Raw genomic sequence first — 14,115 nt, 5'->3', positions numbered from 1 at the left:
TCGTCGATTTGGAGGACTCATGCCTCTCCTGCCCCATCACGGTGCCCGACCGGGGTGGCACCCGTGAGCGCGGCCTTCCGCAGCACCGACACGGCCCGGGGTGGGGTCGACGGCCCGGCATCGGCCGCGCTGCTCCGCGCCGGTCGGTTTTTCACGCGCTGGGAGGAGTCCGACGACGGGCGTGCCGTCTTCCGCGAGGGCGGGCGAGCGGGCGACGTCTTCTACCGCGACCGGTGGAGCCACGACAAGGTCGTCCGCTCGACCCACGGGGTCAACTGCACCGGCTCCTGCTCGTGGAAGGTCTACGTCAAGGACGGGATCATCACGTGGGAGACGCAGCAGACCGACTACCCGTCCGTCGGCCCCGACCGACCGGAGTACGAGCCCCGTGGCTGCCCGCGCGGCGCGGCCTTCTCCTGGTACACCTACTCCCCCACGCGCGTCCGCTACCCCTACGTGCGCGGCGTCCTCCTCGAGATGTACCGCGAGGCCAAGGCCCGCCTCGGCGACCCGGTGGCCGCCTGGCACGAGATCACGACCGATCCCGACAAGCGTCGCCGCTACCAGAGCGCCCGCGGCAAGGGCGGCCTCGTGCGCGCGTCGTGGGGCGAGGCCGTCGAGATCGCGGCCGCCGCGCACGTCCACACGATCAAGGAGTACGGCCCCGACCGCGTCGCGGGCTTCTCGCCGATCCCCGCGATGTCGATGGTGTCGCACTGCGTCGGCACCCGCTTCATCCAGCTCATCGGCGGCGTCATGACGAGCTTCTACGACTGGTACGCCGACCTGCCCGTCGCCAGCCCGCAGGTCTTCGGCGACCAGACCGACGTGCCGGAGTCGGGCGACTGGTGGGACGCGACCTACCTCATGATGTGGGGCTCCAACGTCCCTGTGACCCGCACGCCCGACGCGCACTGGATGGCCGAGGTCCGCTACCGCGGCACGAAGATCGTCACGGTCAGCCCCGACTACGCCGACAACACGAAGTTCGCCGACGAGTGGATGCCGGCCCAGGCCGGCACCGATGCGGCGCTCGCGATGGCCATGGGCCACGTGCTCCTCAAGGAGTTCTTCGTCGACCGTGAGGTGCCCTTCTTCACCGACTACGTGCGCACCTACAGCGACCTCCCCTTCCTCATCCGTCTGGAGGCACCCGAGGAGCCGTATGCCGCCGCGTCGGGTGAGGGGGCCGGCGCCCCCTTCGTGCCCGGCAAGTTCCTCACCGCGTCCGACCTCTCGGCTGATGGCGCCGCCGTTCCCGACGAAGATGCCTGGAAGACGGTGCTGCTCGACGAGGTGACCGGACAGCCGGTCGTGCCGAACGGCTCGATGGGCTTCCGCTACGCGGACTCCGGCAAGGGCCGATGGAACCTCGACCTCGACGGCGTGGCCCCCGCGCTGACGATGACGGGCGGCGCCGCCGAGGCCGTCGAGGTGCTGCTCCCGGCGTTCGTCGAGCCCGACGGGACCGGCTCGGTGCTGCGTCGAGGAGTCCCCGCCCGGCGCGTCGGCGGCCACCTCGTGACGACCGTCTACGACCTCATGCTCGCGCAGTACGGCGTCGAGCGAGAAGGACTGCCGGGCAGCTGGCCCAGGGGTTACGACGACGTCACCGCGCCCTACACGCCAGCCTGGCAGGCGGAGATCACCGGCGTGCCCGCAGAGCAGTGCATCCGCGTCGCTCGCGAGTTCGCCACGAACTCCGAGCAGTCGCAAGGGCGCTCGATGATCATCATGGGCGCGGGCATCTGCCAGTGGTTCCACGGTGACGCGACCTATCGGGCCATCCTCTCGCTGCTGATCCTCACCGGCTGCATGGGCCGGAACGGCGGCGGCTGGGCGCACTACGTCGGCCAGGAGAAGTGCCGACCGATCACCGGCTGGATCTCCCTCGCCAACGCCCTCGACTGGGGCCGGCCGCCGCGCACCATGACGGGCACGTCGTACTGGTACATGCACACCGACCAGTGGCGCAACGACGGCTACTCCGCGGACTCGCTCAACTCACCTCTGGCCAGAGGGCATCTGGCCGGCAAGCACACGGCCGACACCATCGCGCAGTCCGCCCGGATGGGGTGGATGCCGTTCTACCCGCAGTTCGGCACGAACCCGCTCCAGGTGGCGGAGGACGCCCAGGCCGCCGTCGACGCAGGCACCGCCGCCAGCCCGGCGGCCTACGTCGCCGGCGCCCTGCACGACGGCACGCTGACCTCGGCGATCGAGGACGTCGACGCTCCGGAGAACTGGCCGCGCACCCTCGTGCTGTGGCGAAGCAACCTCATGGGGTCCTCGGCCAAGGGCAACGAGTACTTCCTGCGCAACCTGCTCGGCACGCACCACAACGTCCTCGGCAGCGAGAACCCTTTGGCACCAAGGCCGTCCGAGGTGAAATGGCATGAGAAGGCGCCGGAGGGCAAGCTCGACCTGCTGCTCTCGGCAGACTTCCGCATGACGTCGACGACGCTGCTCTCCGACATCGTCCTGCCCGCAGCGACGTGGTACGAGAAGCACGACCTCAGCTCGACCGACATGCACCCCTTCGTACACGCCTTCACGCCCGCCATCGACCCACCGTGGGAGGCCAAGAGCGACTTCGAGCTCTTCCACCTCCTCGCCGAGAAGCTCTCGGACCTCGCGCGCACCCATCTCGGAGTCCGCAGGGACCTCGTCAGCGTGCCGCTCATGCACGACACACCCGGCGAGACGGCCCAACCCGGTGGGCGCGCGGTCGACTGGCGGGCCACGGGGCACCCTGGCGTGCCGGGCAGGACGATGCCGGTCTTCCAGCTCGTCGAGCGCGACTACACCGCGATCAGCGAGAAGCTCGCCACCGTGGGCCCGCTCGCCGACAGCCTCGGCTTCACGGTCAAGAACGTCACCTACCGGGTCGAGGAGGAGGTGGCCCGCCTCGCCGCCAAGAACGGCGTCATGCTCGGGGGCGCCGGTGACGGCCGTCCGGCGATCGACACCGACGCGAAGCTGGCCGAGGCGATCCTCACCTTCTCCGGCACGACGAACGGTCACCTCGCGGTGCAGGGCTTCCGCACCCTCGAGGAGCGGGTCGGCAAGAAGCTCGTCGACCTCGCCGAGGGCTCGGAGGAGAAGCACGTCACCTTCGCCGACACGCAGAGTGCACCGGTGGCCGTCATCACCTCGCCCGAGTGGTCGGGCTCCGAGACCGGCGGAAGGCGCTACGCGCCCTTCACCGTCAACATCGAGCGCCTCAAGCCCTTCCACACCCTCACCGGTCGGATGCACTTCTACCTCGACCACGACTGGATGCAGGACCTCGGCGAGGCGCTGCCCATCTACCGGCCACCCCTCGACATGCACCGCCTCTTCGGCGAGCCGAAGCTCGGGCCCGACGGGTCGAAGCAGGTCACCGTCCGCTACCTGACGCCCCACTCCAAGTGGTCGATCCACTCGGAGTACCAGGACAACCTGCTCATGCTCTCGCTCTCACGCGGCGGCCCGACGGTGTGGATGAGTCCGCAGGACGCCGGCTCCATCGACGTCGCCGACAACGACTGGGTCGAGTGCCTCAACACCAACGGCGTGCTCGTCGGCCGGGCGATCGTCAGCCCCCGCATGCCGGAGGGCGTCGTCTACGTCCACCACGCGCAGGAGCGCACGATCGACGTGCCGAAGTCGGAGGCGACCGGTCGCCGCGGCGGCATCCACAACTCGGTGACGCGGCTGCTCGTGAAGCCGACCCACCTCATCGGCGGCTACGCCCAGCTGTCTTACACGTTCAACTACCTCGGACCGACGGGCAACCAGCGCGACATGGTCTCGACGGTGCGCAAGCGCTCGCAGGAGGTGACGTACTGATGCGTGTCATGGCCCAGATGGGCATGGTGATGAACCTCGACAAGTGCATCGGGTGCCACACGTGCTCGGTCACGTGCAAGCAGGCGTGGACCAACCGCGCCGGCACCGAGTACGTCTGGTTCAACAACGTGGAGACCCGCCCGGGACAGGGGTATCCGCGCCGCTACGAGGACCAGGAGACGTGGAAGGGCGGCTGGACGCTCACCCACCGCGGCAGTCTCAAGCTCAAGGCGGGTGGCCGGGTGCAGAAGCTCCTGGGCATCTTCGCGAGCCCCGTGCAGCCCAAGCTCGCCGACTACTACGAGCCCTGGACCTATGACTACCAGACCCTCATCGAGGCACCGCTCGGTGACGACTTCCCGGTCGCCCGGCCGAAGTCGCTCATCACCGGCGAGAACACGAAGATCACGTGGTCGGCCAACTGGGACGACAACCTCGGCGGCGCGAGCGAGATGGGACACCTCGACCCCATCGTCGCGAAGCTCAACGCGTCGGTGCGGCGCGAGTCGGAGGAGAAGGTCCGCTTCGAGCTCGAGAAGACCTTCATGTTCTACCTGCCGCGCATCTGCGAGCACTGCCTCAACCCGTCGTGCATGGCCTCGTGCCCGTCGGGCGCGATCTACAAGCGCGAGGAGGACGGCATCGTCCTCGTCGACCAGGACCGGTGCCGCGGGTGGCGGCAGTGCATCACGGGATGCCCGTACAAGAAGATCTACTTCAACCACAAGAGCGGCAAGGCCGAGAAGTGCACCTTCTGCTACCCCCGCGTCGAGGTGGGGCTGCCGACGGTCTGCTCCGAGACGTGTGTCGGGCGGCTGCGCTACCTCGGCCTCTTCCTCTACGACGCCGACCGCGTCACGGCCGCGGCAGCGACCCCCGACGAGGGCGACCTCTACGAGGCGCAGCTCGACCTCCTGCTCGACCCGAGCGACCCCGAGGTCGTCGCCGCTGCCCGGCGTGACGGCATACCGGACGACTGGATGGACGCGGCGCGGCGTTCGCCCGTCTACGCGCTCGCCAAGACCTACCGGGTGGCCCTGCCGCTGCACCCGGAGTACCGCACGATGCCGATGGTCTGGTACGTCCCGCCGCTGTCGCCGATCGTCGACGTCCTATCGTCGCAGGGTCACGACGCCGAGGACCGGACCGTGCTCTTCGGCGCGATCGAGGCGCTGCGCATCCCCGTCGACTACCTCGCCGAGCTCTTCACGGCCGGCCGCACCGACATCGTCACCGGCGTGCTCCAGAAGCTCGCCGCGATGCGCGCCTACATGCGCGACGTGTCGCTGGGCCGCGACGGCGACCCCGCGATCCCCGCGGCGGTCGGCATGAGCGAGGAGTCGCTCTACGAGATGTACCGCCTCATGGCGATCGCGAAGTACGCCGACCGCTACGTCATCCCCACGGCGCACGTCGAGCGGGCCCACGAGCTCGAGGAGATCGGTTGCTCGCTCGACTTCGACGAGGGGCCGGGCATGTACGAGTCAGGTCCGTTCGGCGAGGCGAGCGGACGTCCGGCGCCGGTGGCCGTCGAGACGTTCAACGCACTCAAGCAGCGGCAGACCTCCGACACGGCGATGGCGACGACCGAGTCCGGCTCCCTGACCGGACGGGTCAACCTGCTCAACTGGGACGGCAACGGCGCTCCCCCGGGCCTCTTCCCGGGCCGCTCGGACGGGGACGCGCCGTGATCGGCCTGCGCGGGCGGGCGGCACCACGGGACGAACGCGTCGTGCACCTCGTCGCCGGACGCTGCCTCGACTACCCGACGGCCGAGCTCGTCGCCGGGCTTCCCTCGATGCGCGATGCCCTTGCGGAGCAGGGCGACTCGGCCGCCGCCACAGCGCTGGCGAGCGTCGTCACGCACCTCGACGGAGCCGCCCTGGACGATCTCCAGCGTGCCTACGTCGACACCTTCGACCTCAGCCGCAAGCACGCGCTCTACCTGTCCTACTGGACCGACGGCGACACGCGCCGGCGGGGCGAGGTGCTCGGACGGTTCAAGACGGCATACCGCAGCAGTGGCGCTGTCGTCGACACGCACGGAGAGCTGCCCGACTACCTCCCGATGGTGCTCGAGTTCGCCGCACGCGTCGACCCGGAGGCCGGCGTCGCGCTGCTCCAGGAGTACCGCGCGAGCCTCGAGCTGCTGCGGATCGCCTTGCAGGAGAAGAAGAGCGCGTATGCCGCCGCCGTCGTCGCCGTGTGCGCGACCCTTCCCGGGGAGTCCCCGCCCGACCGCGCCGCGGTCATGGAGATGGTCGGGCTGAGCGGACCGCACCCGACGGAGACGGTCGGGCTCGAGCCCTACGACCCGAGGCTGCTTCCGCTGCAAGCGGCCCCGTCCGGGGCACCGAGGGGTGGAGGGTCGTGAGCACGTTCCTCTGGGGCATCCTCCCCTACCTCTGCATCGCGAGCCTCGTCGGTGGCACGGTCTGGCGCTACCGCTACGACAAGTTCGGCTGGACGACCCGGTCGTCACAGCTCTACGAGTCGCGCCTGCTGCGCATCGGGTCGCCGCTCTTCCACTTCGGCATCCTGCTCGTCTTCGTCGGCCACGTCGGCGGACTCGTCATCCCCGAGTCGTGGACCGAGGCCGTCGGCGTCAGCGAGGGGCTCTACCACCTCAACGCCCTGCTCTTCGGCGGTCTGGCGGGGGTCTGCACGCTGGCCGGCATCCTCATCCTCGTCTACCGGCGCCGCACGACCGGACCGGTCTTCATGGCGACGACGAAGAACGACAAGCTGATGTACGTCCTGCTCGTCGGCGCCATCGTCCTCGGCCTCTGGACGACGCTCGTCAGCGTCGGGGCGGGCAGCGAGGCACACAACTACCGCGAGACCGTCTCGCCGTGGTTCCGGTCGGTGCTGCTGCTGAGCCCGGACGTGACGGCGATGGCGGCGGCCCCGGTGCAGTTCCACGTCCACGCGATCGTCGGGATGCTGCTCTTCGCGCTGTGGCCCTTCACGCGGCTCGTCCACGCCTTCACGGCCCCGCTGCACTACCTCTTCCGGCCCTACATCGTCTACCGGTCGCGCGACGGCCGGACCTCCGGCAACCGCTCCAGCCGGCCCGGCTGGAGCGGCGTCGGCACCTCCGACCGCGACCGCAGACACTGACCCGACCGACCCTGCCTCGAGGAGACCCATGAGCACCAGCGCACCGACCGCGTCCACGCCGTCCCCGCCGCAGGTCGGCCTGAGCGGCCAGGGCCGGAACCTCGCCCTCGCGACCTTTGCCTTCGCGGTGACCTTCTGGGCGTGGAACCTCATCGGGCCGCTCGGGGTGAGGTACACCGAGCAGATGCACCTGAGCAGCAGCCAGAAGGCGCTGCTCGTCGCGACACCGGTGCTCGTCGGCTCGCTCGGGCGCATCCCGGTGGGCGCGCTCACCGACCGCTACGGCGGTCGCGTCATGTTCCCGGTGCTGACCCTGCTCACCGTGCCCTTCGTGCTCCTCGTCGCCCTGGCCGGCAACCTCGGGTCGTTCCCGCTGATGCTCCTCTTCGGCTTCTTCCTCGGCATCGGGGGCACGACCTTCGCGGTCGGCGTGCCCTTCGTCAACGCGTGGTACCAGGCGGATCGGCGCGGGTTCGCAACCGGCGTCTTCGGCGCCGGGATGGGCGGGACGGCGCTCTCATCGGCCCTGACGCCGCGGATGGTGACGTGGTTCGGCTACACGCTGACGCACGTCATCATCGCCGTCCTGCTCGTCGCGACCGCCGCGCTCTGCTGGTCCGCCATGCGCAACTCACCGGCCTGGACGCCGAACACCGACCCCGTCGTCCCCAAGCTGGCGGCTGCGATCAGGCTGCCGGTGACGTGGCAGATGTCGTTCCTCTACGCCGTGGCGTTCGGCGGCTTCGTCGCCTTCTCGACCTACCTGCCGACCTTCCTCAAGGACGTCTACGCCTTCGACCTCACGGCAGCGGGTACGCGCACGGCCGGCTTCGCCGTCGCGGCGGTCGTCGCGCGACCCATCGGCGGGGTGCTGTCGGACCGCATCGGGCCGCGCGCGGTCCTCGCCATCTCGCTCTCCGGCACGACCGTTCTCGCGGTCGTCCTGGCGTTCCGGCCGCCCCTCGAGGTGGCGGCGGGCCTGTCGTTCGTCGCGATGGCCTTCTTCCTCGGCCTGGGCACCGGCGGCGTCTTCGCCTGGGTCGCGCGCCTCGCACCGCCGGAGCGGGTGGGCAGCGTGACCGGCCTCGTCGGCGCCGCCGGCGGCCTCGGCGGCTACTTCCCGCCCCTCGTCCTCGGGGCGACCTACGACAAGGTCTTCCCGCAGTACGGCTTCGGGCTCGCCCTGCTCGCACTCGTCGCCGCCTGCGCGCTCGTCTTCTCGCAGGTCGGGATCCGCTCGTCGGGCGACCGTCGGCGAACGGCCTGACGGCAGGCACGGCCTCTCGGGGACGCCGGAGACGCCGGCGGGCTCACCGGGCACCCGGGGCGCTCGACCCGGGGTGCCCGGCACCCGGCACACGCCAGCCGGGGGGTCAGCCGTGGGCGTGACCCAGCGCCGGCTCGCTGATCGACGGACGTCCCGTCCCGAGGTGCCCCGCGAAGCCTCGCAGGAAGGTGCCCACCTCGGCGACGACGGTGAGGTCGTACCACCCGCCGTTGGTCGACGTGTCGACGACGACGGGTCGCCGGCCGACCGTGGTGCGGGCGCCGTACGCGTCCTCGATCGTGACGGGGACGCCGCGCGGTGCCTCGACGGTGACCGAGAGCCGCTGCGTGCGCCCCACCCGGGTCACCTCGACGCGGATGCGGTCGGTCCTCGTGTCACCCGCGAAGCGCCGGAAGAAGCCGTTCGGCCCGTGCAGGTGGATGTCGTAGTCGCCGCTGACGGGCCACGTCGCCCGCAGCTCGTCGCCGGCACCCACCGTGTAGCTGTGCGGTGGCCCGGCCGGCTCGACGAGCCGTGCCTGGAGGTGCGTGCCGCGGCGCCCGCGGTTGTCGAGGTCGACGGTGACGGCCCCGCGGGTCTGCTGCTCGCGGACGACGAGGTCGTAAGGGGTCGGGCGCGACGGGCGCGTCCCCGGCTCCTGCGACGGCATCTTCCCCTCCGCGGGCGGCGTGGGCCGGTACGACGGGTGTCGTTGGTCGTCGAACGGCTTCCAGCTCGTCGTGCTCGGCAGTGCGGGCACCTTCTCCACGGTCTTCGAGAAGTCGAAAGACGAGGTGAGGTCGCCGGCGACCGACCGTCGCCACGGCGTGATGTTGGGCTCCTTGACCCCGAAGCGTGTCTCCATGAGCCGGATGACCGACGTGTGGTCGAACGTCTCCGAGGAGACCCAGCCACCCGTGCTCCACGGCGACACGACGAACATCGGCACGCGTGGACCCATGCCGTAGGCGCCGGGGCCGTGCTCGTTGGCGTAGAACTCGTCGGCCGTCGACACCGTCGAGGCGCCAGGGATGACAGGCGAGTTCGCGTGCGGGGGCACGAGGTGGTCGAAGAAGCCGTCGTTCTCGTCGTAGGTGATGAGCAGGACGGTCCTGGCCCACACCTCGGGGTTCGAGGTCAGGGTGTCGAGGACCTTGGAGATGTACCAGGCGCCGTAGTTCGTCGGCCAGTTCGAGTGCTCGCTGAACGCCTCGGGAGCCGCGATCCAGCTGACCGACGGAAGGGTACCCGCCTCGACGTCCCGGCGCAGGGGCTCGAAGTAGTCCTGCCCGTCGCGCGCCCTCGTGCCGCGACGGGCCTTCTCGTAGAACGGGTCTCCCGGTCCGGCGTTGCGGTAGCGGTTGAAGTAGAGCAGCGAGTTGTCACCGTAGTTGCCGATGTAGGGGTCCGACGTCCAGCCCCAGGAGCCGGCGGCGTCGAGCCCGGTGCCCTCGTCCTGGTAGACCTTCCACGACACGCCTGCCTGCTCGAGCCGCTCGGGGTAGGTGCGCCAGTCGTAGCCGAGCTCGTCGTTGTAGAGCACGGGGCCACCACCCTTGCCGTCGTTGCCCGTCCACCCGGACCACAGGTAGTAGCGGTTCGGGTCGGTGTTGCCGATGAACGAGCAGTAGTAGGCGTCGCACACGGTGAAGGCGTCGGCCAGCGCGTAGTGGAAGGCCGCGTCCTGGCGCTCGAGGTAGGCCATCGTCGTCGTGCCCTTGGCCGGAACCCAGCCGTCGTAGTGCCCTCGGTTGACGGCGGCCTGCCCGTCGGTCCAGCTGTGCGGCAGACCCTCGAGGAAGGCGGCGCCGAGGTCGTCGACGCTCGGGTGGAAGGGCAGGACGTCGCGGGTGCCGTCGGACTGGTGCCACACGTCCTTGCCGCTCTGGAGCCGGACCGGGTGCGGGTCACCGAAGCCGCGGACACCGCGGAGGCTGCCGAGGTAGTGCTCGAAGGAACGGTTCTCCTGCATGAGCACGACGATGTGCTCGACGTCCTTGAGGGACCCGGTGGCCCGGTTGGCCGGAATGGCGGCAGCGCGGGCGATGCTCTCGTCGAGCATCGTCGCGGCGGCGGCGCCACCGGCGATCTTGAGGAAGCGGCGACGGTCGAGGTCGACCATGAGAACTCCTGGTGGTGTGGGGATTCGGGCAGGGTGAGCGATGGCGTATGCCGGGTGGCTCAGCGCGGCGCGTACGCCTTGGGCAGGCGCATGCCGCGGTCGGCCATGATCGTGCGGACGCGGTTCGGGTAGTCGGTGATGACGCCGTCGACGCCGAGGTCCATGAGGGCGCTGATCGTGGCCGGGTCGTCACAGGTCCAAGGGATGACCTTGAGCCCCCGGGCGTGGGCGGCGTCGACCATGGCCCGGTCGGGGTAGAAGCGGAAGCCGGGGTCGGCGACCGTGCCGTTCTGCGGGAAGCCGTAGTTCGGCGAGAGAGCCGTGAGCCCGGGCACCGCCGCCGCGGCGGTCGCGACGAAGTCACCAGCGAAGTCGTCGGCGTCGACACCGCCGAGCCACGGTGACGCGCCGGGCTTGCCGAGCTGGAGGAAGTCGTGGTTCGTGAGGGCGACGAGCGGCCAGGTCGGCGCGAGCCGGTGCATGACGTTGAGGGCGCCCCAGTCGAAGGACTGGATCGTCACCTGGTCCTCGATGCCCGAGGCATGGATCTCCTCGTAGACGCGGCGCACGAAGAGCTCTCGCGGCGCGGTCTGCTCGGGCGCGCCGGCTTCGACCTTCGTCTCGATGTTGAGGGTCACCTGCTTGGCGCGGTAGGACTTCACGAGGTTCAGCACGTCCCCCAGCTCGACCATCCGGAAGCCGGGCACCCGCTCCTGCTCAGGGAATCCGGGCAGCTGCTGATAGCCGCAGTCCATCGTCCGGATCTGGGCGAGGGTCAGGTCCTTGATGTACTTGCCGACGTACGGGTACATCGGGTCACCGGCCGTGACCGGGGCCGTGTCGCGACACTTCTGGGCGCTGACCTGACGGTCGTGGTTGACGACGACCTTCTCGTCCTTGGTGACCTGCGTGTCGAGCTCGAGCGTCGTCACGCCGAGGCGCATCGCCTTGGCGAAGCCCTCGAGGGACTCCTCGGTCGTCATGCCGATCCCCCCGCGGTGCGCCTGCAGGTCGAAGTGGGTCTGCTGCGGCAGGACGGTGTGGGAGCCTGCGACGGCAACCGTGGTGGCGGCGGCGCTCGGGCCGAGGGTCAGTGCTGCCAGGGGGCCGGCCAGGGCCAGGCTGACCAGGAGACGGCGTACGTGCATCGGAGATCCTTCGCTCGGGGCTGGGCTGGCCCCTCGACGCTAGGGACCTCCCGCAGGGCTGTGGTGCCCTCGACGTGGCGCTTCCGTGAACCCTGGCCGAACACCGACGAAGCGGACGAAGCGGACGCCCAGCACACGTCCGCCGGAACCGGCACCCGCCCGCCTTCAGCCCGCGCCACAAGGACCTGCTCGCCGTCACCCCGGACGGCTCCTCCCCGGCAGCCCGTCACCGGGCTCGAGCGTCAGTCCTGCTTCATCGCGGACGCGTCGACGCAGAGGACCCCCCGGTTGCCGTCCTGGTCGGCGACCACGGTGAGCGCGGGTGCATCGCTGTCGTCGACGACGGTCCCGCCCGCGGCGAGGACGGCGGCGATCCGTTGCGCGGCCGCCTCGGGCGCGACGTAGACCTCGACGTGGAACCGCTGACCCGTGGTCTGCTGCTCGTCAGAGTCCCCGAACCACAGGTTGGGCACGCGCCTCGTGGCGTCCCGGATCTCGTCACTGGGCGTCCCGCGCCCCTGGGACTCGGCGCTCCCCGTCAGGAGGGCGGCCCAGACCGGGGCGATGGTCGACGAGCGTGCGGTGTCGAGGCCGAGCTCGATGTCGCTGACCGACGCCGGGTCGGCCCGGACCCCGTGGTCGGCGGCGATCTCGGTGATCCGTCGCGCGAGGTCGACGTCCTGCTGGGTCACCCATTCGACGACGTGCTCGTTGCCTTCGTCGTCGCGGTAGATGGCGTCGTCGCTGACCAGCTTGAGGTCGACCCACTCCGTGCCGATCGACACGTGCGGGTGGTGGTGGAGTGCGTCACCCGCCTCGCCCACGGCGGCGGCGAACCGGACGCCGGCGCCGAACCCGTCGACCATGTATCGGGCGTGCAGTCCCTGGGCCAGCTTGCGCCAGTCGGTCAGGTCGGCCTCGGCGATCTGGGCGCTCCTCAGCATGTCCATAGACGGGGACCATAGCTGCGATCACCACGGTTGACCCCTCGGAGACATCGGTCCGTTTCCGTCGTCGTCGCAACCGTTCGCGGGCGGGTCCCGTCGATACCGGACGCCGCCACCGTCTGTGAGCGGTGGCTGACTCCGAGCCGTGGGGCTCAGGGCACCGGGAAGTCGCTCGGGGCACCTTCGCCGGTCGCCCCGTCGACGTGCTCACGGGGCAGGTCGGCGTGTCCGGTGTGGCGGGCGTACTCCTCGATCATGTCGGCCAGCAACCGGCGCAGGCTCATCCCGTCGTGGGTCGTCTGGTCCAGGCCGCCGCGCGACAACGCCTCCGTCAGCGACGCCCGGGAGCGGTGCACGGCCTCGGCCCAGAGCGCACGCAGGGCGTCAGGGGTGTCGTCGGCCGCCGTGGCCCAGGCCCAGTCGTCCCAGTCCCTCTCGAGGTCCAGCGCGTCGAAGGGCGACATGAACGCACGGCCGGCGAGCCGGTGCTGGAAGTAGAGCTCCTCGACCCAGGCCAGGTGTTTGAGCAGGCCGCCCAGCGTCACCGAGGACGCACCGAGCCGAAGACTCATCCCAGCGGCGGCGACGTCCGCGCACTTCCACGCGAAGGTCAACCGGTTGCGTTCCAGGGTGATCACGGCGGTGTCGACCTCGTCGCCCCGCATGAAGCGCTCGATGTCCCACACTGGTGGCTGGCCGGGCGTGAAGCCGAAGGTGCTCGTCATATGTCCACACTAGAAACGCATCCGGACGAGAGACGTCCGCAAACCCGGTCGACCGCGAAATGGTCGACATCCCGGCGAGGCCGGGACGGCATACGTCGTGCCGAGCGCTCGGTGACCGCCTCCGGGCGGCAGGAGCGCTCAACCGTCCCGGGTCAGCTCGAACAGCTCGCACGACGTGTTCATGTAGCGGGTGGTCGCGCCCAGGTGGCGCATGCCGATGCGCCGGCAGACGGCTTGCGAGGCGTGGTTGTCGGGATGGGTCACGGCGATGATCCGGCTCTGGCCGCGCGCGAACGCGTCGACGGATGCTGCGCGCGCAGCCTCGGTCGCGTATCCGTGGCCCCACCTGTCCGGATGCAGGTGCCAGCCGATCTCGACGTCCGCGGGGTCTGATGGATCTTCCCCTGCTGACAGTGGAATGGGTTTGAGCAGAAGGTTTCCCAGCCGTGCGCCGGCCTGGTCGGTGATGACCCAGATGCCGTGGACGGGGTGCTCGCTGATGGCGCGTCGGCGTTCGATCGAGGCGAGCGCCTGGCTACGGGAGGTCATGGTCGTGGGGTCAGCCCCCAGGTAGCGCACGACCTCCCAACGGCCCTCGAGGTCGAGGAGGAAGTCGGCGTCGCCGGCTTCCCATGGTCTGAGAACCAGTCGCGCCGAGGTGATGGTCCGCATGGGCGAAACCTAGCGAACGACCCGAGTCGGTCGCGGGGGTGCTAGGTGTACTGACCGGGCACGTTGGTTGAGGGAATGCGACTCATCGCTCTGAGCTGCTGACGTGGGAGGGCCTCCCGCGGTGGAGTGGAACYGCTCAAGGTTCACTTCGCCAAACAGGAGGCCCTCGTGTCCCACGCTAACGCTGCCCTCACCCCACGCGCCCGGCTCCGGGTGGCCCAGCTCGTCGTCGACCAGCACGTGCCGATCGCGGAGGTTGCGGCCCGGTTCCAGTGCTCGTGGC

10 protein-coding genes and 1 pseudogene are annotated in these 14,115 nt (G+C 70.2%); 6 read left to right on the top strand and 5 right to left on the bottom strand.

Annotated elements, in window-relative coordinates; all coding sequences use genetic code 11:
* The first annotated feature begins 54 nt into the window (after window positions 1-54).
* Genes AB4Z14_RS14755 through AB4Z14_RS14735 form a run of 5 tightly spaced genes read left to right on the top strand, consistent with a single transcriptional unit; the run spans window position 55 to window position 8,218 of the window.
* A complete protein-coding gene (locus AB4Z14_RS14755; protein ID WP_442275842.1) occupies window positions 55-3,831 on the top strand; it encodes a nitrate reductase subunit alpha in 3,777 nt (1,258 codons plus the stop codon).
* A complete protein-coding gene (narH, locus tag AB4Z14_RS14750) occupies window positions 3,831-5,522 on the top strand; it encodes a nitrate reductase subunit beta (RefSeq protein WP_056772953.1) in 1,692 nt (563 codons plus the stop codon). Before AB4Z14_RS14755 ends, narH begins: the two co-directional genes overlap by 1 nt.
* Window positions 5,519-6,205, top strand: coding sequence for a nitrate reductase molybdenum cofactor assembly chaperone (gene narJ / locus AB4Z14_RS14745; RefSeq protein WP_442275841.1), 687 nt, complete (start codon window positions 5,519-5,521; stop codon window positions 6,203-6,205). Before narH ends, narJ begins: the two co-directional genes overlap by 4 nt.
* Window positions 6,202-6,951, top strand: coding sequence for a respiratory nitrate reductase subunit gamma (narI, locus tag AB4Z14_RS14740; RefSeq protein ID WP_442275840.1), 750 nt, complete (start codon window positions 6,202-6,204; stop codon window positions 6,949-6,951). Before narJ ends, narI begins: the two co-directional genes overlap by 4 nt.
* Window positions 6,952-6,979: 28 nt before the next feature.
* Window positions 6,980-8,218 carry an MFS transporter gene (locus AB4Z14_RS14735; protein ID WP_442275839.1) on the top strand — a complete coding sequence of 413 codons (1,239 nt, stop codon included), beginning with the start codon at window positions 6,980-6,982 and terminating at the stop codon, window positions 8,216-8,218.
* A gap of 106 nt (window positions 8,219-8,324) precedes the next feature.
* Here the strand turns inward: AB4Z14_RS14735 and AB4Z14_RS14730 are convergent, their stop codons facing one another.
* The 5 genes from AB4Z14_RS14730 to AB4Z14_RS14710 form a co-directional block, all read right to left on the bottom strand.
* Window positions 8,325-10,340, bottom strand: a complete 2,016-nt coding sequence (locus AB4Z14_RS14730) for a phosphocholine-specific phospholipase C (protein WP_442275838.1) — start codon at window positions 10,338-10,340, stop codon at window positions 8,325-8,327.
* Window positions 10,341-10,399: 59 nt separating this feature from the next.
* Window positions 10,400-11,488, bottom strand: a complete 1,089-nt coding sequence (locus tag AB4Z14_RS14725; protein ID WP_442275837.1) for a glycerophosphodiester phosphodiesterase family protein — start codon at window positions 11,486-11,488, stop codon at window positions 10,400-10,402.
* 242 nt (window positions 11,489-11,730) lie between these two features.
* Window positions 11,731-12,438 carry a VOC family protein gene (locus AB4Z14_RS14720; RefSeq protein ID WP_442275836.1) on the bottom strand — a complete coding sequence of 236 codons (708 nt, stop codon included), beginning with the start codon at window positions 12,436-12,438 and terminating at the stop codon, window positions 11,731-11,733.
* Window positions 12,439-12,587: 149 nt separating this feature from the next.
* On the bottom strand, window positions 12,588-13,160 hold the full coding sequence (locus tag AB4Z14_RS14715) for a mycothiol transferase (protein ID WP_442275835.1): 573 nt from the start codon (window positions 13,158-13,160) through the stop codon (window positions 12,588-12,590).
* Between the two features lie 138 nt (window positions 13,161-13,298).
* Entirely contained in the window at window positions 13,299-13,832 is a 534-nt protein-coding gene (locus tag AB4Z14_RS14710; protein ID WP_442275834.1) for a GNAT family N-acetyltransferase, read from the bottom strand.
* Between the two features lie 168 nt (window positions 13,833-14,000).
* Between AB4Z14_RS14710 and AB4Z14_RS14705 the strand changes: the two are divergent.
* A pseudogene (locus tag AB4Z14_RS14705) lies at window positions 14,001-14,115 on the top strand (IS481 family transposase); the annotation flags it as partial.

It is taken from the genome of Terrabacter sp. 2TAF16, from assembly GCF_052115065.1.
Lineage (GTDB): Bacteria > Actinomycetota > Actinomycetes > Actinomycetales > Dermatophilaceae > Terrabacter.
Note: the sequence above shows the minus strand (reverse complement) of the source record. Positions and strands in the feature narration are given on the sequence as shown.

Bases quoted from the DNA above. Each gene is read 5' to 3' on its own strand.
- narH (WP_056772953.1), top strand. From the start codon at position 3,831: ATGCGTGTCATGGCCCAGATGGGCATGGTGATGAACCTCGACAAGTGC.
- AB4Z14_RS14735 (WP_442275839.1), top strand. From the start codon at position 6,980: ATGAGCACCAGCGCACCGACCGCGTCCACGCCGTCCCCGCCGCAGGTC.
- AB4Z14_RS14730 (WP_442275838.1), bottom strand. From the start codon at position 10,340: ATGGTCGACCTCGACCGTCGCCGCTTCCTCAAGATCGCCGGTGGCGCC.
- AB4Z14_RS14725 (WP_442275837.1), bottom strand. From the start codon at position 11,488: ATGCACGTACGCCGTCTCCTGGTCAGCCTGGCCCTGGCCGGCCCCCTG.
- AB4Z14_RS14720 (WP_442275836.1), bottom strand. From the start codon at position 12,438: ATGGACATGCTGAGGAGCGCCCAGATCGCCGAGGCCGACCTGACCGAC.
- AB4Z14_RS14715 (WP_442275835.1), bottom strand. From the start codon at position 13,160: ATGACGAGCACCTTCGGCTTCACGCCCGGCCAGCCACCAGTGTGGGAC.
- AB4Z14_RS14710 (WP_442275834.1), bottom strand. From the start codon at position 13,832: ATGCGGACCATCACCTCGGCGCGACTGGTTCTCAGACCATGGGAAGCC.